This window comes from Streptomyces sp. NPDC093071, assembly GCF_044754545.1.
Taxonomy (GTDB): Bacteria; Actinomycetota; Actinomycetes; order Streptomycetales; family Streptomycetaceae; genus Streptomyces.
This window is the reverse complement of the sequence record NZ_JBIVPH010000018.1, coordinates 1-18,940: the sequence shown is the minus strand read 5'-3', so window position 1 is coordinate 18,940 and position 18,940 is coordinate 1. Positions and strand designations below refer to the sequence as shown.

The following is an 18,940-nucleotide window of genomic DNA, read 5'->3' as shown; positions in this document are numbered from 1 at the left end:
TCGCCCGCTCGGTCGCTGCTTTATCTGGTCAGAATGACCGCGACACTCTCCCCCCCCACCACTGAGGCCGAACGGCCGGCCTCTCGTCCGGCCCGGCGGCCCAGGGCCAACGAGGCGCCCACGACTGTCGGGAACTCTGTGAACATGGGTCCGCTGGCCCAAAAACTGAACGTACTGAACGTACGGGCCACCAAAACCGCCTCTGACCTGTGGAAACAGGTACGTTCAGTTTGCCGGGACCAACTGAACGTGAGATCCGCCGAACTGAACGCAGAACTGAGCACGCGCCCCACCAAAACCGCCTCTGACCTGGGGAAACGCTCATGTTCAGTTCTCCCGTGCCAACTGAACGCACGGCGCGGACCCAACTGAACGTGAGCGGAACTGAACGTACGGACCGGCCCCGAACTGAACGTGAGCCCTCCCCGGCCGGGGTGGCCGGCCGCCGGGCGCGGCCTCGATCGGGGGAGAACCGGGCGGGGCGGGCACTGATCATCAGTGCGTGCAGTACCTTCCGTGCCATGACGAGAATCCATAGGTGGGCGCTGATCAGCGTCAAGCCCGGAGTCGGCAGGTCGACGTCCGGAATCTTCCTGGGCCAGGCCCTCTACGAGCGGGACCTGTCGCCGCTGCTGGTCGACGCGGACAAGGGACAGACCTGCCACCGCTGGGACGAGCTGGCGGGCGGGATGCCGTACCCGGTCGTCAGCAAGACCAGCCGGAGCCTGGACAAGACCCTGCCGGACCTGGAGGACGGCCGCGGGGCGGTCCTCATCGACACCCCGCAGATCGAGGACCACGCGGCCATCGCCCGGGGCGCCATGATCTACGCGGACCGCTGGATCATGCCCCTGGCACCGTCCGTCGTGGAAGTGGACCGCATGTTCGCGGACGACAACGACAACGGCAAGGACGTCCTGGGCGACTTCCTCGAGGACGCCCAGGAGCTGCGCGAGCGAGCAGGCCGGCCGCGCGCCGACGTGGTGGTCCTGCTGACGCGCACCAACACCAAGAAGGCGACGAAGAACGGCCCGGACGCCGACGTCCGCGAAGCCCTGGCCGGGCGCGGCTACGAGACGCTGACGGCCCAGGTCCCGCACAACGACAACCTCTACCGCCAGAGCGGCGGGAGCAGGGTCCGGGCGATGGGCACGGCGTACGAGCGGGTGCTGAAGGAGCTGCTGGCCCGCCCCTACACCGACGAGGTACGGCTCCCGAGCCAGCAGAGCGCCGGCGCCCACACCGACGAGGCCGCCCGATGAGCACGCGACGCAACCGCTACGGAGCCGCCGCAGACCGGACGAAGAAGGTCCCGAAGGCTCCCGACGCCTCGAAGGCCCGGGTGCGCACCGAGCCGATCCGCGTCACCCTCGACCTGAAGCCCAAGCAGCACGCCGAGCTGAAGCGCTGGTGCAACGGCGCGGCCGTCGACACCGGCCTGCCGGAAGTCGCCCTGGCGCCCGTGCTGCGCATCCTCGGGGAGCTGCTGACGGACCCCAAGGACACGAGCGTCGCCGAGCGGGTGAAGGAGATCCTGACCGAGCGAGCCGAACAGCTCTGACCGAGACTGTCACGCTCCAGGCGTTGTCCCGTAGACAGGGGTTTTCCCAGGTCAGAGGGTGCGTGACACCCGGCGTGACAGTGAGCGTGACAGGGGAGCGTGACACCCGGCCAAAGCGCCGGCCGAACGCGCAAGTGGCCCCGCCGGAAGCTCCGGCGGGGCCACTGTAGTGCCTGCTAGAAGATCTCGCCCTGTTCGTCGGTGCCGCCCGATCCGGCGTCGTCGCCGGAGTCCTTCGGCTCCCGGAGCGGACCCCAGTCCAGGCCGGTCACGTCGTGGATGTGGATCACGTCGGGGTCGACGTGCAGGTACTCCCCGATCGCCTTCTTCAGCTCCTCGACCGCCGCAGCCTCCCCCTTCTCCACGTAGGCGTTCACGACCTGATCGAGCCGCCCCGGCGGGAGGTTGCCACCCAGGTTGAGATCCCGGGGCCGCGAGTCGGAACTGATCGTGACCCAGGCACTCATCTGCGCCCCACCGGTCGGCGCGGCGGCGTACGTCCCGCCGCCCTTGTTGGTGGACTCCGAGATCCGCTTGCGGCGGCCCTTGGGCACCAGGGCGTCCCGGGTGGCCTTGTCCAGCTTCCCGATGCTGTCGGCCTTCGGCTTCTGCTTGCCCGAGCGCCACCGCCGCCAGGTCGTCAGGGAGATCCCGGCGGCCTTCGCCGCGTCCTTGTCGGAGCCCTTGTGCTTCTTCTCCAGCCACTTCAGGCGGTCGGGCAGGGACTTCTTCTGCTCCCGCTCGATCGCGCCCGGAGCGCGGCCGGTGAGCTTGCGGATCAGCTTGTCCCGCAGCTTCTCTTCGCCCTCTTCGGGCGTCCCCTTCGGCATGTCAGGCCCCCATCCACTCGTCAACGGTCACGTTCGTCTTCGCCTTGAACTGGCCCAGGCCGGTGCCGAGGACGAGCCCGGCCGGGACGTCCTGGTCGTGGGTGTCGGCGTCGGACAGGTAGATCAGCTCGTCCAGGTCCAGCTTCACCGGGAAGCGCGGGTTCTCGGTCGGCCGGTTGTCCTTGCTGAGCGGGATCACCCCGCCCGCCTTGTACGCCTTGCGCAGGATGCCGGTCCAGGCCGCGTCCCGGATCGCGTAGCCCCAGTCGGGCCGCGCGATCGTCTTCTGGGTGCCGTCCTGGAGCTTGCCGTGCAGGGTGCGGAACGTGCCCTTGAGCGCGTTGTAGACGGCCCGCTCCTCCGGGTCGACGGGCTTGCGGGAGTCGTCCAGCGCGCCCGCCTCCAGCTCCTTGAACGCCTTGTGGACGATCTCCTTGAAGTCGCGGAACGCCTTGTACTGGGTGCCCTGGGCAATCCAGGCTTCCTGGATCTCGACCTCGATCCCGGCTTCGGCGTAGAGCCGGATGATCGCCGTGGTCACCCAGGTCTTCGAGCCGGAGGCGGCGTGCACGACCGGGGCCGGGAGCAGCTTGTGCGGCCAGGTCGGCACGGTGATGAGCCAGAGGCCGGCCATCTTCGGGTCGAACTCCGGGTACATGACCCGCTCCAGCTCGTTCACCGCCACCAGGGCTTCGCTGTAGGCGGGCAGGTAGTTCTTGTTCCCGTCGTAGCCGTGCACGTGGCGCATCGCGCGCTCGTCCTCGGTCAGCTCCCGCGACCAGGTGTTGAGGTAGTCGTACGACGGCCACCGGCTGGAGTCGGCAACGAACCGCGGCTTGCGGCGCACGGTCGGGGACTTCAGCATCCCCTTCAGTGCGTTCAGTGCCGTCCGTGCCGCACTGACGCTGAACGTCCAGCCCGTCAGCTCCGTGAACCGGTGCAGCCGGTAGGCCAGCTCGAACGCGCCGGGCAGCTCCGGCTCGTCGACGTCGCGCGGGAACGTCCCCTCCGTCAGCCACTCCGCGACCAGGACCCGCGTCATGCCCGGGTGCTGCGCGTGCTGGAGGACGCTCATCGGCATGATGTGCGGCGGCTCCCCGACCCGGAACGGCTGGTGCCACCCGGCCTCGACCACCGGCTTCCAGGGCACCTGGAACGCCTCAGCGGCCTCCCGGTCGGCCTTGCGGGACTGCCGGTCCCACACCGAGCCCTTCACGCGCGGCCAGCACTCGTCCGCCAGGCCGTACGCGGCGCGCAGCTCCGGGCCGATGACGACCGTGACGTCCTCGGTCGTGGCCACCGACCGCAGCAGCGCCAGCATCGCCGGGAGCGACGTCGCCGCCTCACCCTCCAGCGCCACCGAGCCGGACCCGGCGGCCTCCATCAGGTAGCCGTTCGAGGCCGCCCACACGCCCACCGTCGCGGGCGCAGAACGCCGAGCCGGGGCCGGAGCAGCAGCCGCGGGGGACGGCTCCGGCTGCTCCTGGACGACGGAGGCCGGGACCGACTGGCCCGGCACGACCGCCTTCGCCACGGTGGCCGGCCCCGCGTCCTCGACCGCCGTGCGCGGCGCGGCCGGGGTCCGCAGGTGCTCGTCCAGCGTCGGCATCGGAGCCAGCGGCAGGTCTTCCGCGACGTCGCCGGGTCCAGCGGCGAACGTCTCCGGCTCCTGGTCCTTCAGGCGCCGGATGACGTAGCAGTACACGTACCCGATCGAGTCGCCCAGCCACTCGCGCTTGGTCAGGCCCTGGCGGGAGTTGGACTCTTCGAGCACCAGCAGGCCGTCACGGCGCAGGTCCCGCAGACCGGTGCGCGGCGAGACGATGTCCGCCGCCGCGCAGATGGCCTTCAGCTTGTTGGAGAACACCGCGATCCGGCGCTCCCCGTCTTCGTCGTAGACGCACCCGTACGCCTCGGAGACCGTTTCCAGGGCGTTCGGTCCCAGGGCCGCGCTGGTGTACGCGGTCTTCGAGGGGAACAGGGAGGGCTTCGACGCGAAGGTCTCGGAGATGACCGCCAGCAGCTTGTCACCCTGCTTCATGGACGTCTCGCGCATCTCGGTGACCTGCTGCTGGAACAGGGCCAGCCCGGCCTTCAGGGCGTTCGCGCGGGCACCCTCGGTGCGGGTGATCTGCTCGAACAGGGCGGCCCCGGCCACACCGATAGCGACGTTGCGCCCGATCCGGGCGTCCGGCCCGGTCACCCGGTCCACGCCCAGGTCCCGCCGGGCCTTGGCGATCTCCTCCCAGGCTCCTTCCAGGGTGACGTCTTCGCGCATCCACTTCAGCGGCCACCCGTAGGCGAGATCCGCGAGCCGGGCCAGCTCGTCCGACGTCTCCGCGTTGGCCGTCATCTGGTTCGGAAGCTCCAGGACGCGGACGTTCAGGCCCTCCTGTTCGGTGGCCATGCCCAGCAGGGAGTCATTGCCGGACGACATGATGACGCCCTTGTACTTCGCGGTCCGGTCGGTGCCGCCGCCCTTCTGCCGTGCGCGGGTGCGCTGGGCACCCTCGGTGAGCTGGAAGATGATCTGCTCAGCCTCGCGCGGGGTGAGGCGGCCCATCATGCCGATCTCGTCGCGGAAGTTGGTCAGGCACCCGAGGCGCAGCAGGTCTTCGCTGTTGCCGACCTTGGCCAGGTTCCAGTTGCCCATGACGTCCTCGACCCGCCCGAAGGCGCTCACGGTCAGCTTCATGATCGAGGACTTGCCGCCGGAGGACCCGCCGCAGGTGTGGCAGATGAAGCACTGGAGCTTGAACGGGGCCAGGAACAGGCCGCCGATGGCGACGCCCATGAACAGGGCGCCGTTCTCGTTGCCCTCCTCACCGAGGATCGTCCCGGCCCGGTCCCAGATCTCCCGGGCCTGCTCCTCACTCCCGCAGGTGTCGCCGTACCCGTACGGGCCGACGTCGCCGGGCGGGAGCTGGAGGCCGTCAGCGGTCCAGCTCGGTACGGCCTCGACGCGCGGGGCGTCCTCGGCCAGCTTCGAGATCGCGGTACCGGCGGCCTTCACGACCTTGTCGTCCAGGGGCGCGAAGCCGAAGTCCAGCTGCTCCATCCAGATTCCCGTCTTCAGGCCGTCGCGGTTGCAGAGGATCGTCATGGTGCCGGCGGCGTCAGCGGACAGCCGGAACTCACGAATGGTGATCTTCCGGTCACCGCCGCGCCGCAGCACGACTTCGAGGACATAGGGGAGGGGCGCGACCAGTTCCCAGCGGGCGTCATCGCCACGGCTGAGCAGGTACACGCCGCGCGGGTACGAGCCCGCGCCGATCGAGTACGCCCATGAGCCGCTGCTCATGGGGATGGACGGTCCGGGCCTTCCCTGGGGGCGGTCCGTCGTCTGGGTCTGGTTCTGTCGTGCCGGGGGGGGCACCCGTTCACCTCTTCGGTTCCCGGTCCGCCCGTGGGAGTGATCGTCAAGGGAGGGGGAGGAGAAATCTCCCCGGCCCTGCCCTACACTCGGGAGCAGACCTTGTCTGGTCGCCGCGCGCCCTTCTTCGGGACTTCGACTCTCTTTCAGGCTTCGACCCCTGATCGAGAACCCGGGTGGGGCTCGCGGCTTTTCTTGTGTTTACGGATCTTGTTCGTGTCTTGTGTGCAGCTTACGACGGGTAGCGGACACCCCTACGCGCGGTAGGGACACCACTTCCTCAGTCGCCAGCCACCTCGTACTGGTTGAAGAACCAGCGGTTCGGACCGGCCACGGACTCCCCGACCTCGATCGGCTCCCCCTCCGCGTCGCGGTAGGTGTTCCGGCCGATCAGCACGGGTGAGCCAACTTCGATGCCCAGGGCTTGGGCCTGTTCCTCGTTCGCAGTACCAACGGTCTTCCGCTCGTCTACGACATGGGTACGCCGACCGGTCGCCGCCTCAATGGCGGACGGGGTGCCGCCGCGGATGCGCTCGGTCGACAGAAGCGCCGGCGCCAGCTCCGCCATCTCGGCCGCGAACCAGGAGACGGACGCGGAGACCGGGCCGCTCTGGTCGTGGGTGACTCGCTCACGCCGAACGGCCTGGGCGCCTTCCTCGATGCCGAGCAGTTCCGCGACGTGCGCGGGAGCCGGAGCCAGCCCGGCCGCCGTGATGACCGCGTACTCATCGGGGGCGTAGATCTTCCCCGTGGTCAGCATCCGAAGGGCGCGGTCGGCGGCCCCTCGGTGGACCTTCTGAACGATCGTCCCGACGCCCGGCATGGTGACGGCCAGGTTGTCCCCCCGCAGGGTGGCCAGCACCTTTGCGGCCGTGGCGTGCGCGAGATTCCAGTCTTCAGCGATCTGCCGGACTGCGGGGAGGCGATCCCCGTCCTTGAGCTCCCCGCTCAAGATCTGCTGCTTGAAGTGCTGCACCACCTGCATGTACGGCGGGGTGCGCTCGATCCGCGGAGACATGTCCGTCCCTCCTGGGGTTGGCGTTCTAGACCACTACGACGCACATGCTACCGGCTGATCGACTCGCGTTCTAGTTGTTGACACACACGACGTGTTCTAGCACTATCAGAACGCGGCCCCGGTCCGGCATCTCACCTCCGGACCAGGGCCTGAGACCTAACCACCTGCCTGAACAGGGGTTGATCCTGTGTCGAATCGTATCGACGCTTCGCCGCTCACCGCAGACTCTGCGGAACGCCTTGACCGGCTGTTCCGCCTCTACTCCCGCCCGGTGCTGGCCCTGGCCGCCCGCTGGGCGAAGCGTCCCCAGGACGCCGACGACATCGCCGCCGAGACCTGGCTGAAGGTCTGCCGGGCGATCTCGACCCTCCGTGCCGACGACGAGCGCGCCATGCCGTGGCTCGCCTCCGCCGTCCGCACCGTGGCCATCGACTTCTACCGGCCGAAGCGCCAGAGCGAGCAGGCCCGGGACTGGACGGACGCCGTGGCGTCCCGCCCGCTCCCCGCCGCGCCGGCCGCCGACACCGCCGCCGACGTCGAAGCGTTCGACCTGCTCACCCCGCACCAGGCCGCCGTCTTCAAGCTGAAGGCCCAGGGCCTGTCCGACCGCCGGATCGCGCAGCGGCTGGGCCGCTCCGAGACGGCCGTCTGGAAGCGCAAGCACGCCGGCGCCCGTCGCCTCCGTCGCTCTCTCGCGCTGGCCGGGTGATCGCCGTGACCGACACGAGCGCCCAGGCCGAAGCCGCCCGCCAGGCAGCGGAAGCCGCTGCCGAAGCCGCCCGCCGCGCCTCCGAGGCCGCCGCCGCTCTCCAGCGCGCCGCCGCCGCGAAGGCCGGGATCGGAGGACAGAAGTGAGCACCGCGACCATCCGCCGCCTGGACCGCGCCGTCCAGCAGGCCACGGCGAAGCTCGAAGCCGCCCGCAAGGGCGAGATGTGGCCCCTGACCGCCTCGGAGAAGCGCCAGGTCGTCACCGCCCTGGCGGGCGGCTCCTACAAGGTCGTGCGCGGCAAGAGCACGGCGAAGGCCGACCGCAAGCTGGACGCCCTGAAGTCCTCGATCGAGGCCCGGCTGAGCGCGGAGCTGTCCGCCCTCCAGACCGAGCACCAGACGGCCGTGAACAAGGCCGCCGCGGACAAGGCCGCGCGCAAGGCCAAGGGCTGGTTCTGATGCCGAGCGAGAGGGCGCTGAACCCGCCGAAGGGCGAGTGCCGCCAGTGCTGGCTTCACGCCTACGACAGCCGCGCGCAGCACGCGCACCTCGGTCCGCGTGAGGACTGCCCGGAGTGCGTGGCCCACATGAAGGGCCACCCCGCGCACCTGATCGTCCGCTGACGGACCTGTCCGCTTCCTGATCCATCGTTCCGCCGGGGCCACCACCCGTGGCCCCGGCCCCCGAGACGAGAGGCCCACCCCGTGACCGTGCCCGAGCCGTTCCAGGCCCAGCAGCACTACCCGGCCGTGCCGAACACGGCCGTGCCCGCGCACCACCGCCCGCCGGCCGTCGAGTACCGCGAGGGAGTGCCGTACCACTACACGGTCGGCCAGCCCCCGGCCCCCGCGCAGATCGTCGTGCAGCTCCCCGAGCAGTCGTCCATGAGCCCCGCCCAGCGGGAGCTGGTGGTGAACGTCGTGCTGCTCCTGGTCGTCGCCGTCGTCCTGTGCGGCTGCATCGCCGGAGTGGTCGTCATCTGCGGCGGCACCCTCATGGGCCTGATCGGCGCGATTGGCGCGAACGCCGTCCCGATCGGCCTGACCACCATCGGCGCGCTGGTCGCGGCCGGGTGGCTCGTCTCGAAGGTCAAGAGCTTCACCAACCCCCGCAAGGAGAAGTGACCGTGTACGTCCCCGACATGCCCGAGAAGCCCGCCCGCACGGCCTCCAGCACCGTCAACGACGTGATCGTGGGCGCGCTCGCGCTCGCCTCGTTCGTCCTGTCCGGCTGGTCGCTGGCCACCCTGCTCATGGGCGCCGGCGCCCCGAAGCCCGTCGCCATCTTCGGCGTCGGCGTCTTCGACGGCCTGGCTCTGCTGGCCGCCCTCCAGGTCTACGAGCGCCGGACCGAGCCCCACAAGGCGTTCGGCGCCCGGCTGGTGATGATGCTCGCGCTGATCGCGTCGTCCGTCGTCAACGCCGCGCACGGCCAGGAGATCGGCGGCTGGACGACCGCCGTCGTCCTCGGTGCCGCGCCGCTGGCCTTCGAGATCGCCTTCGAGCTGCGCCACCGCTCGATGACCGGCCTGATCTGGGTCATGTTCTTCCGCGACGCGAAGGCCGCCCTGAAGCGCGACGTGTGGGTGCGCATCGCCCCGGCGACGCAGATCCCCACCGGCCCGGCGGACCTGTACGACGTGATCCGCGAGGACGAGCACACCGCCCCCGCCGCCGTCGCCGCCGCCGCTCCGGTTGCCGTGTCCGCCGCCCCGGCGGACGAGACCCCGGCCCTGTCCGCCGCCCCCGCCCCGGTGTCCGCCGCCCCCGCTGAGACCCCCGCCGCCGTCCGCCCGGACAACGGCGGGCACCGCCCGGCGGTCGGAAACCCGCTGTTCAAGGCCCCGGCGGACGAGCCGGTTGCCCGCCCGGACACGACGGACGTCCGCCCCGAGACCGCCCGTGAGCGGGTGCTGACCGCCGTCGGCCTGCCGCTGGACACCCCGGACGTGCCCGCCCCGGCGGACAAGTCGGCGGACACGGCGGACAAGTCGGCGGACACGGCGGACAAGTCGGCGGACAACCCGGCGGCCCTGGTGAAGGCGTCCACCGTCGCCGGAGCCGTCCGGGAGCTGAAGGCCCAGGGCGTCACCGACACCGCGACCCTGATCGCCACCGTGCCCGCCGTCCTGGGCAAGCAGGTGAGCCCGGAGACGGTCAAGCGCGAGATCCGCCGCCAGGTCCCCAAGACCCCGGCCCCGGCCGGAACGGGCCAGTACCTGTAACCCGAAATTGGAAAGGGAGGAGAAATCTCCCCCCTTTCTGAAAGCCCCTCACTTCCCGTCCCACGGGAAACCGTTCGGGAAATGTCAGTGGCTCGTAGTAGGAATTGAAAGGCGCACCACCGGAGTTACGGGGGTTCACGGGACCGTGCCCGCTCGCAACGGGCACGGCCCCTCCGGTCCGCAGACCAGAACGCCAACTCCTTCGAATCCAGCAGGGAACAGGAGTCAGCAAGCAGATGATGGCACGCAACTCGAAGCCGCAGAGCGACACGAACCGCGAAATCGAAGAGGCGCTGGGTGCGCTGGCCGTGGGTCTGCCCCGGACGGCCTGGCGCTTCCTGTCCGGCTCGCCGATGGACGGCAAGCCCCGTACGGACGCCACCTGGACGCACCGCGGAACCCGTACGGAGCGCGAGGACGGCCGCCAGGCGCACCGCTGGGACTACCTGGCCCGCCTGGAGCGCGCGGGCTTCCGCTGGGCCGGGAGCGCGGCTGTGGGCGGCACTGGCTACGCCTACTCCCAGGACCCGACCATGACCCTGGAAGTCCTCCAGGCCGGCGGTTTCACGGCCGGGTCGGCCGCTACGGCCTGGGTCGGCTACCGGCTCATGGACGGGGCCGTGACCTGGCGCCACCAGCGCGACTGGGTATGGCCGCTGCACGTCGCGCTGCGGGAGAAGCTGGGCTACCCCGAGGGCACGAAGCCGTCCCGGTACATCACCGTCCCCGTCGACTACGACCAGATCACCGGGGATGCGATCCGCATCGAGCTGCCCGCCGACTTCGCGGGCCAGGACGACGTGAAGTCCCTGGTCAAGACCGTGGTCACGAACAAGCTGGCGTTGCAGGACGTCACGTTCTCCTGGCAGATCGAGGGCAAGAACCACCACGTCATCGTGAAGCAGTCGCCGCGCCCGCCCTCCAAGGTGCTGTTCTCGGACCCGGAAGTCCGCAAGATCGTGGAGGGAATGCCGGAATCGGCCCCGCTCATCGGCCTTTCGCACCGCAACCGCGCGATTTCCGTCGACCTCGACGCGGAATCCCCGCACGTTCTCGTATCGGCCGGAACGGGTGGCGGTAAGTCCGTCATTCTCCGCGCCATCTTCGCCCAGCTTCTGAGGAACGGGGCGGAAGGCGCAGTTCTCGACCGCAAGCGGCACTCGCACAAGTGGGTGCGCGGCCTTTCCGGTGTCGCCTATCACCGGGAAATCGAGGACATTCACGATGCGCTGGTGGCTCTCGGAGAAGAGGGAGAGCGCCGTAACCGCATCGTGGACGCCTGGGAAGGCGACGAGAAGGACGCCCCGGTCGGCCCGCGCATGGCAATTCTCCTGGAGGAAGCCAACGCGACCATCGGAAAGCTGAAGCGGTATTGGGCTTCCGTCCGCAAGACAAAGGCAGACGAGGAAGGCCCCGCCGACCCCAAGGAATCCCCGGCAATTGACGCGCTGGGAGAGATCCTGTTCATGGGCCGTGCGGTCAAGATGCACGTTCTCATGGTCGCCCAGTCGGCCACGGCGAACGCCCTCGGTGGCCCGGAAATGCGCGAGAACTTCGCCACCCGCATTCTCGCGCGCTACACCCGGAACGCCTGGAACATGCTCGTCCCCGAGGTCCAGCCCGCACCCAAGTCGACCCGCCACACGGGCCGCGCCCAGGTCGTCCTGGGCGGTGTCGCCAACGAGACCCAGGTGGTCTTCTTTACCCCCGACGAGGCCCGCGCCTGGGCGGAGCTGGGCCGCTCCGTCACAACGTCTCAGGGTCACACCACCCCCGCCCACCTGGGACAGGACGCTGTGAACGTCACAGCCGAGGCTGTGACAGAGCCCCTGCCGGCCATCCCGGCCCAGGGCCGCGGACCCAAGGTCCGGGAGGACGCCGAGGGCTTCAAGGAGGACATGGAGGCCCTGTTCGCGGAGCCGCTGACGGAGGCCGCCGAGGCCGCCGAGGACACCGACGTCCCGGTCACGCTGAAGCAGGCCGTGGACCAGGAAATCGTCTCGGTCAGCCTTTCCGTGCTCCGGAAGGAAGCCAACGACAAGGCACGCGGAAAGGAATTCCCGGCTTCGGTCGGAAAGGACGCGAAGACGCGCGGAAAGCTCTACCGCCCGTCTGAGCTGAAGCGCTGGGAGCGCAACCGCCCGAAGGCCGGGCAGACCGCAGAGCAGGAAGACTGACCGACGACCGCCCCGGGGGCCGGTTTCCCACCGGCCCCCGCCCCCTGGAAAGGCTCCGCAATGACCGCGAATAACGCCGAGATTCCCGTACCGGTTTCCCTCTCGAAAGACGACGAAGAAGAGAACGGCCGGAAGTCCTGGATGCCCGCCTGGGCCAAACTCCCGAAGTGGACCCCGACCGCGCTCATCGGATCGGCCTGCTTCCTGCTGGCATTCGCCGCATACAACGCCCTGAACATCATCGTGCGGCTGCTGCTCGCCCTTCACGAGTCGTCCATTCCGTGGTGGGGCGCGTTCTGGGTCTACACCTTCATCGGCGGCGCCCTGTTCCGGGCCTCGAAGGAATTCGCGGCCTGGAGCGGAGCCGCGAAGAACAGGTGGGGCGTATTCACCCGCTGGGCCAAGTCGCTCGTCTGAAGTCGTCCTGTCCGGTCCGGGTGAGACGTTCACCCGGACCGCCCGAATACCTCTCGAAGGAGAAGCACATGACCACCGTTTCGTACGACCGCTACACCGACACCGGCCGCGCCACCCTCGTTCCGCTGCTCGTCGACCCGGCCACCGACCGCCCCCGCAATATCGACCTGGAGGTGACCCCGCACCTGCTCGTCACCGCGCCCACCGGATTCGGCGCGACGTCCGCGCTGCGTTTTGTCGCCGCGCACACCGCCCGCCACGGAATCGACGTCCAGATCATCGACTTCAAGCGCATCGCCTTCCGGAGCCTGGAGAGCGCCGGCCTTCGCGTCCACCGCGACCCCGAGGACATCGCCCAGGCCGTCACCGACTTCGTGACCGGCATGGAGATCCGGCTGGAGGAGCTGGACGGCCGCGCCCCGGAGACCCGCCGCCTGCTGGTCGTGGACGGCCTGGAGCGGCTGCGGAAGACCGTGGTCGGCCTCGGCCCCGACCGCGGCTCGGCCCTGGCCGCGCTGGAGCGGGTGGCCTTCCTCGGCCGCGCCGCCGGGTACCACCTGGCCGCCTCGGCCAGCCCCGGAGCCTCCCGCACCCTGCGGCCCATCCACGACTGCTCGGCCGTGCTCGCCCTCGGCCCGCACGGCAACCGCGTGCGCGGGGAGCTGCTGGGCGCCGGGCCGCGCGTCGCGGTGCCGGCCGGACCCGGGGGCGGGGAGTTCGCGGACTACGACGGCCCCCGCGCGGTGCGCACCGCGTTCGTCACCGACGACGAAGCGCGCCAGCTCGTGACCCGCTGACGGCCGGGTCCGGCACGACTGAGGCCCCGCCCGACTCCGGGCGGGGCCTCAGTGCTTTCCGTGGATGCAGTGCCTTCCGTGCCTGTTGAACACGACCGATGTTCCCGAACCGCTTGACCCGCTTGTACGGGAGTCCGTACAGTCTTCCTTGTACGGACTCCCGTACAAACCCTCTGTGGAGGTTCCATGATCACCAAAGGTGACGTCCGCGCCGTAGTCCTCGGCCTGCTCACGGGCAGCACGATCCTGGTCGTCCAGCACCTCTGGGGCGACGTCCCCGCCCGCTGGTGGGCCGCCGCCCTGCTGCTGATCGCCCTGGTGGACCTGTACGTCCGGCGCACCAGCCGCTCCGGCTGGTGGATCGCCCGGGGCGTCGACTCCGAGGAAGGCCAGCCCTGCTGGCTCGTCAAGGGCGGCCTGTACTCCGAGCCCGACGACACCGTGGCCGAACTGGAGACGTGGTGGCAGGCCCGCCGCTACATCGCCCGCATGGAGCGCCTGACCACCCAGGCGTACCGCCGCCGCGCCCGCGGCTGAAGCGCCGGCCGACGCGGGCCGGGGACGAAGCAACCGCCCCCGGCCCGCCGGGCCGCTCCCCCTGGTGAGCCCATCACCCGGGGAGCCCGACACCGAAGGAGAACGCTCCGGTGCACGGCGAAGAGTACGAGACCGGACCCGGCGGCATCCCGACCTACCCCAAGCGCTGCGCGCCGGAAGGGCTGCTGACCCGCCGCCAGCTCCGCACGCGCGGCCTACGGCCCAACGGCCACGATCCCGTCGCACAGATCCGCTACTGGCGCCGTGGCTGGCAGTACGCGTACCTGTACGACGCCAGCAAGGCCGCCCCGGTCCGCCCGATGACCCCCGGCCGCTGGCGCTCGGTCGCCGCGATGCTTGCGGCCCGCATGACCTGCCCCCAGTGCGGCTGGCTCCGAGAGGAGTTCATCCCGCCTTCCGTGGGCCACTGCACGCACTGCACCTGCCGGGCCTACGGCTGCAAGGCGTGCGACACCGGCGCCGCCCGTCCGGAGGCACCTGACCAGAACCCGCCCGACCAACCGACCCGGCCGCCGATGATGGCGGCCTGACCCGATGGGAGACACACCGATGACCACCCCGATCAGGGGCGCCCGCGACGCCTACGCCGAAGCCCCGCCGATCGCACGGGAGACCGTCGCCCTGCTCCGGCTGCGCCGCGAACTGGGACCCGACCGCCCCTCGTACTACCCGCCCGCCAGCGTCAACGAGATCCGCGAAGTCCTGCTGCGCGAAGCCGCCCTGATCGACCGTCTCGCTCTGGCCGACCCGGAGGCGAACGGCGACGCGCTGAAGGCCGCCCTGGAGCTGAAAGAGTTCGACACCGGGCAGGGTCTCGGTCCCGGCGCCACCTTCGAGGGCGTGATCCCGCCGTACGCCGACCAGTGGAACGACGACCCCCGCGGCTACGTCCGCCAGGAGTACCACCACTGGCTCACCGTCCCGCCCTGGAAGCCGCCGCTTCCGCCGGCGCCCGAGGGTCCGGCCGCATGACCCGCCGCTGGTTCGAGCACCCGGCCGCGCCCGTGCTCCTGGCCGTCGCCGTCGCGGCCGGCCTCTACGCCTGGAGGGGCGGGCACTACCCGCTCCCCGTCGACCTCATGGCGCTCACCGCCGTGGCCCTGGCCGTCTACACCGGCACGCGCCAGCTCGTGACGACCGCCCGCTTCCGCCTCGAGGACTCCAAGGAGAACACCCCCGTGCCTGACACCTGGAAGGGCAAGCAGCTCCCCGACCGCCGCCCTGTCTCGGACGTCGACCTCCACTACCGGATCTACAACGCCGCCACGGGGGAGCTGCTGAGCTTCGGCACCAACGGCGGCCCCGGCTCCCTGAACGGCATCGTCCAGGACGCCCTTCGCACCCAGAAGGAGAACCCCGGGGTGCGGCTGCACGTTGAGCAGCTCGACGGACCGGCGTACGAGTGATGGGCGCCAACCCGAGCCCCGCCGACATGTCGCACGCGATGCTCGTCGCCATCCTCATGCACCACGGCGGCTCGATCGACCTCCCCGCCTCGGCCTTCGAGCCGGACGCCCTGGGAGGCCGGGACGGAGCCTTCCATGCGGTCGGCATGGAACCGCAGCAGGACGGCACCGTGCGGATCACCGTCCACCCCCGGCCCGACGTCGACCAGGCCGGGATGACCACCTACTGACCCGAGAGGCACCACATGATTGACGAGCACAGCAGCAGCGCCGCCCCCGCCGAACCGGCCCTGCTCGAAGCCATCCGGGAGAAGGCCGGCCGCGACGGTCGGCCCCTCAACGGGACCTGGCGGGCGGCCATCCTCTCGTCCGGCAGGTACATCAGCACCCCGGAGGAGTTCGAGGCGCTGCGCCAGGGCGTGACCACGGTGGAGATCCCGGCGGACCTGCCGCGCTGGCACCCGAACGAGATCGGGGAGTGGATGACGTCGGTGGTCGAAGAGGAGTCGGCCAGCGAAGACGATCTGCGCTGCGCGGCCCTGGCTGAGGCGTACGCCCTCGGCATCGAGCCGGACGACCAGGAGCCGGCCGCCGACTGACGCGCACGCCGTACGACCACTGAAGGCCCTGCCCACCCCGGGCGGGGCCTTCAGTGCGTTCAGTGGATGCAGTGCCTTCCGTGTCTGCTGACCAGTGCAAAGAATCTTCGGGGACCGCTTGACGCGCTTGTACGGGAGTCCGTACAGTCTTCCTTGTACGAAGTCCCGTACAAATCCCAGACGACAGGGGAGCGTCACATGGAAGCGAAGGCCAACGCCGCACTGCTGGGCCTCTTCGCCGTCTGCGGCCTGATCATGGCCGCCCTCACCGGCTTCTTCGCCCTCGACCACGGCGCGACCACCACGGCGACGCTGACCCTGGCGGGCGTGATCTACGCCGCGACCGTCGCCACCTTCGCCAAGCTCGTCGGCCGCTCCGGGACCGCCGTCGTCCTCCAGACCGCCCTACTGCTGGCGGGCGCCCTGGTCGCCGTCCTCGGCGCGGCCCTGCTCCACCCCGCCGGCGTCCGGCTCAAGCCCGCCGCCTGACCCGCACCAGCCACCGCACCACGGACCCAAGGGGGGACCCATGCTCAGCACCGTGATCGCCGTCGCCGGAACCCTGCTCGGCGCGCTCGTCGCCGGACTCCTCCAGAACCGCAGCGCCCGCGCCACCCGCGACGCCGCCCGCGAAGACCAGCGCCAGGCCCGGGAGCTGGAGGCCGTCACCGCCTTCGCCTCCGCCGTGGCCGCCCACCGCCGCGCGATGGCCGTCCGCGAGGAGCTGCGCCTGACCGACGCCGACGCCGACCGCATCGCCGCGGCCCGCGCCGAATCCCACGCCACCCGCTCCGCCATCGAGGCCCCCAAGGTGCTGGTCTCGATCCTGGCCCCGGCCCTGGGCCAGGCCGCCGAAGACGCCGCCCGCGCCTCCTACGCACTGCGCAACGCCGCCGACCTCGACACGCTCAACACCCTCCGGGAGGCCGCCATCACGGCCGCCGACCACTTCACGACCACGGCCGCCCGGCACTTCGCCTGACCGCCGGCCTTTCCACCCGACCCGCCCCTGAAGGAGAAGAACACCGTGACGAACATCGACCCGATCGGCTTCACGTACGGCGACGACGCCCGCCTCGGTGGCGTGGACATCACCATCAGCCTCAGCCCCTCCCAGGCGAAGGCGATCGGCTCCGAGGCCGGGACGATGGCCGACTGGTTCCACTCCGCGCTGTGGGCGATGGCCCTGCTCCGCTCCGGCCGCAGCACGGCCGGTGAGCCCTACTTCGCCGGGCCGAACGACTGGTACACGCCGATCAACGACCTGGACAACCGGCTGATCCGGCGCCTGGAGGGCATCCGGGACGCCGTGGTCCGCGCTCACGCCCGCTCCGGCGGCACGGTCCAGGACCTGGCCCACGCGATGGACGTCAGCCGCAGCACCGCGCAGTACCGCCGCGAGACCCTGCTGGCCGCCATGCCCAGCACCTGGGAGCAGTGGGCAGAGGACGGAGGCCCGGAGGACAAGGGCCGCATCGAGGACCCCTACAAGCCCGGGACCCCGGTCGCGGACGGGGACTTCTACATCGGCCAGAAGGTCCGCGTCGTGGGCGTCTCCGGCCTGCTGGCGGACCGCACCGACCTGATCGGCAAGACCGGCCGCGTCGTCTCGGAGGCCAGCGACGGACAGGTGACCGTCCGTGGCCTCAGCGGCAAGGAGCACGAGACCTTCGCGGACTTCCTCGGCTTCGAGCCGCACGAGCTGCTGAACGCGGAGCGCAAGAACTGAACGTACGGAACTGAACGTACGGCGGGGGCGGCCCGCCAGTGCCAACCGACCGGACCGCCCCCCGCCTCTCCCGCCCGGCTCACACCAGGGGAAGGACCCCATCATGAACCACGCCGCCGCCGTCTTCGCCGCCGTGTTCGTCGGCCTCTACATCGCCCACAGCGTCGGGGACCACTGGGTCCAGTCGTCCTGCCAGGCCGCGACCAAGGGCCTGCCCGGCTGGCCCGGGAGGCTCGCGTGCGGCCGGCACGTCCTCGGCCTCACCGCGACCAAGCTCGTCGTCCTGGTCCCGCTCGTGCTCGTCCTCGACCTGGAGGTGACCGCCCTCGGCCTGGCGGTCGGCCTCGGCCTGGACGCCGCCAGCCACTTCTGGGCGGACCGCCGAACCACGCTCGCCCGCCTGGCCGACCGGTGCGGCAAGGGCGAGTTCTACAGCCTCGGCACCCCCACGCACCCGACCCACCCGGTCACGGCTGAGGGCGGCTACGCCCCGACGCTGGGCACCGGCGCCTACGCCCTCGATCAGAGCTGGCACATCCTGTGGCTGGGCGTCGCGGCCCTGCTGATCGCGGCCCTGTAGACCGGCACTGAACACACGGAAGGCACGGAGTCTCCGTGCCCCCCGAAAAGCCAGAACGGCCCCTCACACGCCCGTGAGGGGCCGTTCTGGCTGTCCGGGACCAACCGGCCCGCCCCAGGCCCTCACAGGGCCGTACAGGGCCTCAGCGCGCCCGGCGGACCGCCGCCCGCAGCACGTCCCCGGTCGTCACGATCTCGGCTCGAAGCCTGTCCCGCTCCCGCAGCGCGTCGGCCGGCGCCCGCTCCGCGAAGGCCGCCGCCATCATCGCCAGCCCGGCCGGAGCCCCGGACCGCGCCGCGTCCTTCAGCTTCCCGATCGGCCCGTCGCCCCACCGCTCCGCCCACTCCCACAGGGCCTTCACCGCCGGGGCGCTCGTCCAGTAGCACCCGCGCACCAGCCGCTCCGCCAGGTCGTCCGGGAGCTTCACCGTGACCCTGGCGGTCAGCAGCGTCCGGCCCTCTCCGTCGGTGCCCTCCCGGTTGTTCCCGGCCCCCACGGGCCGCCCCGGAGCGGACGCCGCGTGCACGGGGAGCGGGTCCCAGTCGCGGTCCATTCCGCGGCTCCGCAGCTCCGCACGGACCGCCCGGGTCACCACGAGATCCACCGTCCCGGCCAGCTTCCCGGACTCCCGGAGCCGTGCCCGCTCGGTCCGCACGCGCTCCCGCGCCCGGCTCAGGCGCCGGCCGCGAAGGCCCGGGATGCCCTCCCGCTCCCGCGCGCCCTTCAGCCACGCTTCCTCGGCCTCACGGCCAGCCGTGACCGCTGCTTCCAGGGTCACCAGGTCCGCCGGGTTCACGGCGACGACGAACGATCGAGACATGCGGGAGAGTGTAGCCACATCCGAAAGTGCGGCTTGAGCTGCGGTTTCGCGGTCAATCAGAGCAGATTAAAGACCTCTGAGGCTCCCCCGCCGGTCCGCCGGGTCAGGCCGCCGACCTTCGACCCGCGACCGGGCGGGTGG

Annotated in this window: 25 protein-coding genes; 21 read left to right on the top strand and 4 right to left on the bottom strand. The window is 70.8% G+C overall.

Translation table 11 applies throughout. The features are described from left to right. Positions 1–521: 521 nt before the first annotated feature. Positions 522–1,262: a division plane positioning ATPase MipZ gene (locus tag ACIQD7_RS34150; protein WP_402447197.1), complete on the top strand. Its 741-nt coding sequence runs from the start codon at positions 522–524 to the stop codon at positions 1,260–1,262. Then, positions 1,259–1,561, top strand: a complete 303-nt coding sequence (locus tag ACIQD7_RS34145) for a hypothetical protein (RefSeq protein WP_011475427.1) — start codon at positions 1,259–1,261, stop codon at positions 1,559–1,561. Before ACIQD7_RS34150 ends, ACIQD7_RS34145 begins: the two co-directional genes overlap by 4 nt. Positions 1,562–1,737: 176 nt before the next feature. Here ACIQD7_RS34145 and ACIQD7_RS34140 read toward each other — a convergent pair whose 3' ends face one another. From ACIQD7_RS34140 to ACIQD7_RS34130, 3 genes are all read right to left on the bottom strand, one after another. Continuing rightward, complete coding sequence (locus ACIQD7_RS34140) at positions 1,738–2,391, bottom strand: helix-turn-helix domain-containing protein (RefSeq protein WP_402447193.1); 654 nt, start codon at positions 2,389–2,391, stop codon at positions 1,738–1,740. A 1-nt stretch (position 2,392) separates the two neighbouring features. Further along, the gene (locus ACIQD7_RS34135) at positions 2,393–5,692 is read right to left on the bottom strand and encodes a DUF927 domain-containing protein (protein ID WP_402447191.1); all 3,300 of its coding nucleotides are present in this window, start codon (positions 5,690–5,692) and stop codon (positions 2,393–2,395) included. A gap of 352 nt (positions 5,693–6,044) precedes the next feature. Then, positions 6,045–6,782 (bottom strand): GntR family transcriptional regulator, encoded by a 738-nt coding sequence (locus ACIQD7_RS34130; protein WP_402447189.1) that lies wholly within the window; start codon positions 6,780–6,782, stop codon positions 6,045–6,047. A 187-nt stretch (positions 6,783–6,969) separates the two neighbouring features. Here ACIQD7_RS34130 and ACIQD7_RS34125 point away from each other — a divergent pair, with 187 nt between their 5' ends. The 19 genes from ACIQD7_RS34125 to ACIQD7_RS34035 all read left to right on the top strand — a co-directional run bounded on the left by ACIQD7_RS34125 (position 6,970) and on the right by ACIQD7_RS34035 (position 17,979). Continuing rightward, positions 6,970–7,491: an RNA polymerase sigma factor gene (locus ACIQD7_RS34125; protein WP_402447187.1), complete on the top strand. Its 522-nt coding sequence runs from the start codon at positions 6,970–6,972 to the stop codon at positions 7,489–7,491. Positions 7,492–7,496: 5 nt separating this feature from the next. Beyond that, a complete protein-coding gene (locus ACIQD7_RS34120) occupies positions 7,497–7,637 on the top strand; it encodes a hypothetical protein (RefSeq protein ID WP_402447184.1) in 141 nt (46 codons plus the stop codon). Next, positions 7,634–7,951, top strand: coding sequence for a hypothetical protein (locus ACIQD7_RS34115; RefSeq protein WP_402447181.1), 318 nt, complete (start codon positions 7,634–7,636; stop codon positions 7,949–7,951). Before ACIQD7_RS34120 ends, ACIQD7_RS34115 begins: the two co-directional genes overlap by 4 nt. Continuing rightward, positions 7,951–8,115: a pRL2-8 gene (locus tag ACIQD7_RS34110; RefSeq protein ID WP_121832182.1), complete on the top strand. Its 165-nt coding sequence runs from the start codon at positions 7,951–7,953 to the stop codon at positions 8,113–8,115. The genes ACIQD7_RS34115 and ACIQD7_RS34110 overlap by 1 nt, the downstream gene beginning before the upstream one ends. 81 nt (positions 8,116–8,196) lie before the next feature. After that, the gene (locus ACIQD7_RS34105) at positions 8,197–8,616 is read left to right on the top strand and encodes a hypothetical protein (protein WP_402447179.1); all 420 of its coding nucleotides are present in this window, start codon (positions 8,197–8,199) and stop codon (positions 8,614–8,616) included. Beyond that, positions 8,613–9,716, top strand: a complete 1,104-nt coding sequence (locus tag ACIQD7_RS34100; protein WP_402447176.1) for a DUF2637 domain-containing protein — start codon at positions 8,613–8,615, stop codon at positions 9,714–9,716. The genes ACIQD7_RS34105 and ACIQD7_RS34100 overlap by 4 nt, the downstream gene beginning before the upstream one ends. Positions 9,717–9,952: 236 nt before the next feature. Then, positions 9,953–11,893, top strand: coding sequence for a pRL2-11 (locus ACIQD7_RS34095; protein WP_402447173.1), 1,941 nt, complete (start codon positions 9,953–9,955; stop codon positions 11,891–11,893). Positions 11,894–11,953: 60 nt separating this feature from the next. Then, a complete protein-coding gene (locus ACIQD7_RS34090) occupies positions 11,954–12,310 on the top strand; it encodes a hypothetical protein (RefSeq protein ID WP_402447171.1) in 357 nt (118 codons plus the stop codon). Positions 12,311–12,378: 68 nt separating this feature from the next. Then, a complete protein-coding gene (locus tag ACIQD7_RS34085; protein WP_121832190.1) occupies positions 12,379–13,107 on the top strand; it encodes a hypothetical protein in 729 nt (242 codons plus the stop codon). 186 nt (positions 13,108–13,293) lie between these two features. Continuing rightward, positions 13,294–13,644: a hypothetical protein gene (locus tag ACIQD7_RS34080; protein WP_121832193.1), complete on the top strand. Its 351-nt coding sequence runs from the start codon at positions 13,294–13,296 to the stop codon at positions 13,642–13,644. Positions 13,645–13,754: 110 nt separating this feature from the next. Beyond that, a complete protein-coding gene (locus ACIQD7_RS34075) occupies positions 13,755–14,195 on the top strand; it encodes an RRQRL motif-containing zinc-binding protein (RefSeq protein ID WP_402447167.1) in 441 nt (146 codons plus the stop codon). Between the two features lie 19 nt (positions 14,196–14,214). Next, positions 14,215–14,637: a hypothetical protein gene (locus ACIQD7_RS34070; protein WP_402447164.1), complete on the top strand. Its 423-nt coding sequence runs from the start codon at positions 14,215–14,217 to the stop codon at positions 14,635–14,637. After that, the gene (locus tag ACIQD7_RS34065) at positions 14,634–15,071 is read left to right on the top strand and encodes a hypothetical protein (RefSeq protein WP_121832196.1); all 438 of its coding nucleotides are present in this window, start codon (positions 14,634–14,636) and stop codon (positions 15,069–15,071) included. The genes ACIQD7_RS34070 and ACIQD7_RS34065 overlap by 4 nt, the downstream gene beginning before the upstream one ends. Beyond that, the gene (locus tag ACIQD7_RS34060) at positions 15,071–15,301 is read left to right on the top strand and encodes a pRL2-19 (protein WP_402447160.1); all 231 of its coding nucleotides are present in this window, start codon (positions 15,071–15,073) and stop codon (positions 15,299–15,301) included. The genes ACIQD7_RS34065 and ACIQD7_RS34060 overlap by 1 nt, the downstream gene beginning before the upstream one ends. A 15-nt stretch (positions 15,302–15,316) precedes the next feature. Continuing rightward, positions 15,317–15,670, top strand: a complete 354-nt coding sequence (locus tag ACIQD7_RS34055; protein WP_402447157.1) for a hypothetical protein — start codon at positions 15,317–15,319, stop codon at positions 15,668–15,670. A 198-nt stretch (positions 15,671–15,868) separates the two neighbouring features. Beyond that, entirely contained in the window at positions 15,869–16,159 is a 291-nt protein-coding gene (locus ACIQD7_RS34050; protein ID WP_121832203.1) for a hypothetical protein, read from the top strand. 40 nt (positions 16,160–16,199) lie between these two features. After that, entirely contained in the window at positions 16,200–16,652 is a 453-nt protein-coding gene (locus ACIQD7_RS34045) for a protein kilB (RefSeq protein WP_402447153.1), read from the top strand. A gap of 45 nt (positions 16,653–16,697) precedes the next feature. Then, the gene (locus ACIQD7_RS34040) at positions 16,698–17,399 is read left to right on the top strand and encodes a hypothetical protein (RefSeq protein ID WP_402447150.1); all 702 of its coding nucleotides are present in this window, start codon (positions 16,698–16,700) and stop codon (positions 17,397–17,399) included. A 103-nt stretch (positions 17,400–17,502) separates the two neighbouring features. Beyond that, positions 17,503–17,979 (top strand): transcriptional regulator, encoded by a 477-nt coding sequence (locus ACIQD7_RS34035; protein ID WP_402447148.1) that lies wholly within the window; start codon positions 17,503–17,505, stop codon positions 17,977–17,979. Between the two features lie 142 nt (positions 17,980–18,121). Here the strand turns inward: ACIQD7_RS34035 and ACIQD7_RS34030 are convergent, their stop codons facing one another. Then, positions 18,122–18,799 carry a hypothetical protein gene (locus ACIQD7_RS34030; protein WP_402447145.1) on the bottom strand — a complete coding sequence of 226 codons (678 nt, stop codon included), beginning with the start codon at positions 18,797–18,799 and terminating at the stop codon, positions 18,122–18,124. Between the last annotated feature and the right edge of the window lie 141 nt (positions 18,800–18,940).

Coding starts and splice junctions, on each gene's coding strand:
- ACIQD7_RS34070 (WP_402447164.1), top strand. CDS start 14,215: ATGACCACCCCGATCAGGGGCGCCCGCGACGCCTACGCCGAAGCCCCG.
- ACIQD7_RS34135 (WP_402447191.1), bottom strand. CDS start 5,692: ATGAGCAGCGGCTCATGGGCGTACTCGATCGGCGCGGGCTCGTACCCG.
- ACIQD7_RS34045 (WP_402447153.1), top strand. CDS start 16,200: ATGCTCAGCACCGTGATCGCCGTCGCCGGAACCCTGCTCGGCGCGCTC.
- ACIQD7_RS34050 (WP_121832203.1), top strand. CDS start 15,869: ATGGAAGCGAAGGCCAACGCCGCACTGCTGGGCCTCTTCGCCGTCTGC.
- ACIQD7_RS34080 (WP_121832193.1), top strand. CDS start 13,294: ATGATCACCAAAGGTGACGTCCGCGCCGTAGTCCTCGGCCTGCTCACG.
- ACIQD7_RS34140 (WP_402447193.1), bottom strand. CDS start 2,391: ATGCCGAAGGGGACGCCCGAAGAGGGCGAAGAGAAGCTGCGGGACAAG.
- ACIQD7_RS34145 (WP_011475427.1), top strand. CDS start 1,259: ATGAGCACGCGACGCAACCGCTACGGAGCCGCCGCAGACCGGACGAAG.
- ACIQD7_RS34085 (WP_121832190.1), top strand. CDS start 12,379: ATGACCACCGTTTCGTACGACCGCTACACCGACACCGGCCGCGCCACC.
- ACIQD7_RS34150 (WP_402447197.1), top strand. CDS start 522: ATGACGAGAATCCATAGGTGGGCGCTGATCAGCGTCAAGCCCGGAGTC.
- ACIQD7_RS34060 (WP_402447160.1), top strand. CDS start 15,071: ATGGGCGCCAACCCGAGCCCCGCCGACATGTCGCACGCGATGCTCGTC.
- ACIQD7_RS34095 (WP_402447173.1), top strand. CDS start 9,953: ATGATGGCACGCAACTCGAAGCCGCAGAGCGACACGAACCGCGAAATC.
- ACIQD7_RS34035 (WP_402447148.1), top strand. CDS start 17,503: ATGAACCACGCCGCCGCCGTCTTCGCCGCCGTGTTCGTCGGCCTCTAC.
- ACIQD7_RS34130 (WP_402447189.1), bottom strand. CDS start 6,782: ATGTCTCCGCGGATCGAGCGCACCCCGCCGTACATGCAGGTGGTGCAG.
- ACIQD7_RS34110 (WP_121832182.1), top strand. CDS start 7,951: ATGCCGAGCGAGAGGGCGCTGAACCCGCCGAAGGGCGAGTGCCGCCAG.
- ACIQD7_RS34055 (WP_402447157.1), top strand. CDS start 15,317: ATGATTGACGAGCACAGCAGCAGCGCCGCCCCCGCCGAACCGGCCCTG.
- ACIQD7_RS34030 (WP_402447145.1), bottom strand. CDS start 18,799: ATGTCTCGATCGTTCGTCGTCGCCGTGAACCCGGCGGACCTGGTGACC.
- ACIQD7_RS34065 (WP_121832196.1), top strand. CDS start 14,634: ATGACCCGCCGCTGGTTCGAGCACCCGGCCGCGCCCGTGCTCCTGGCC.
- ACIQD7_RS34090 (WP_402447171.1), top strand. CDS start 11,954: ATGACCGCGAATAACGCCGAGATTCCCGTACCGGTTTCCCTCTCGAAA.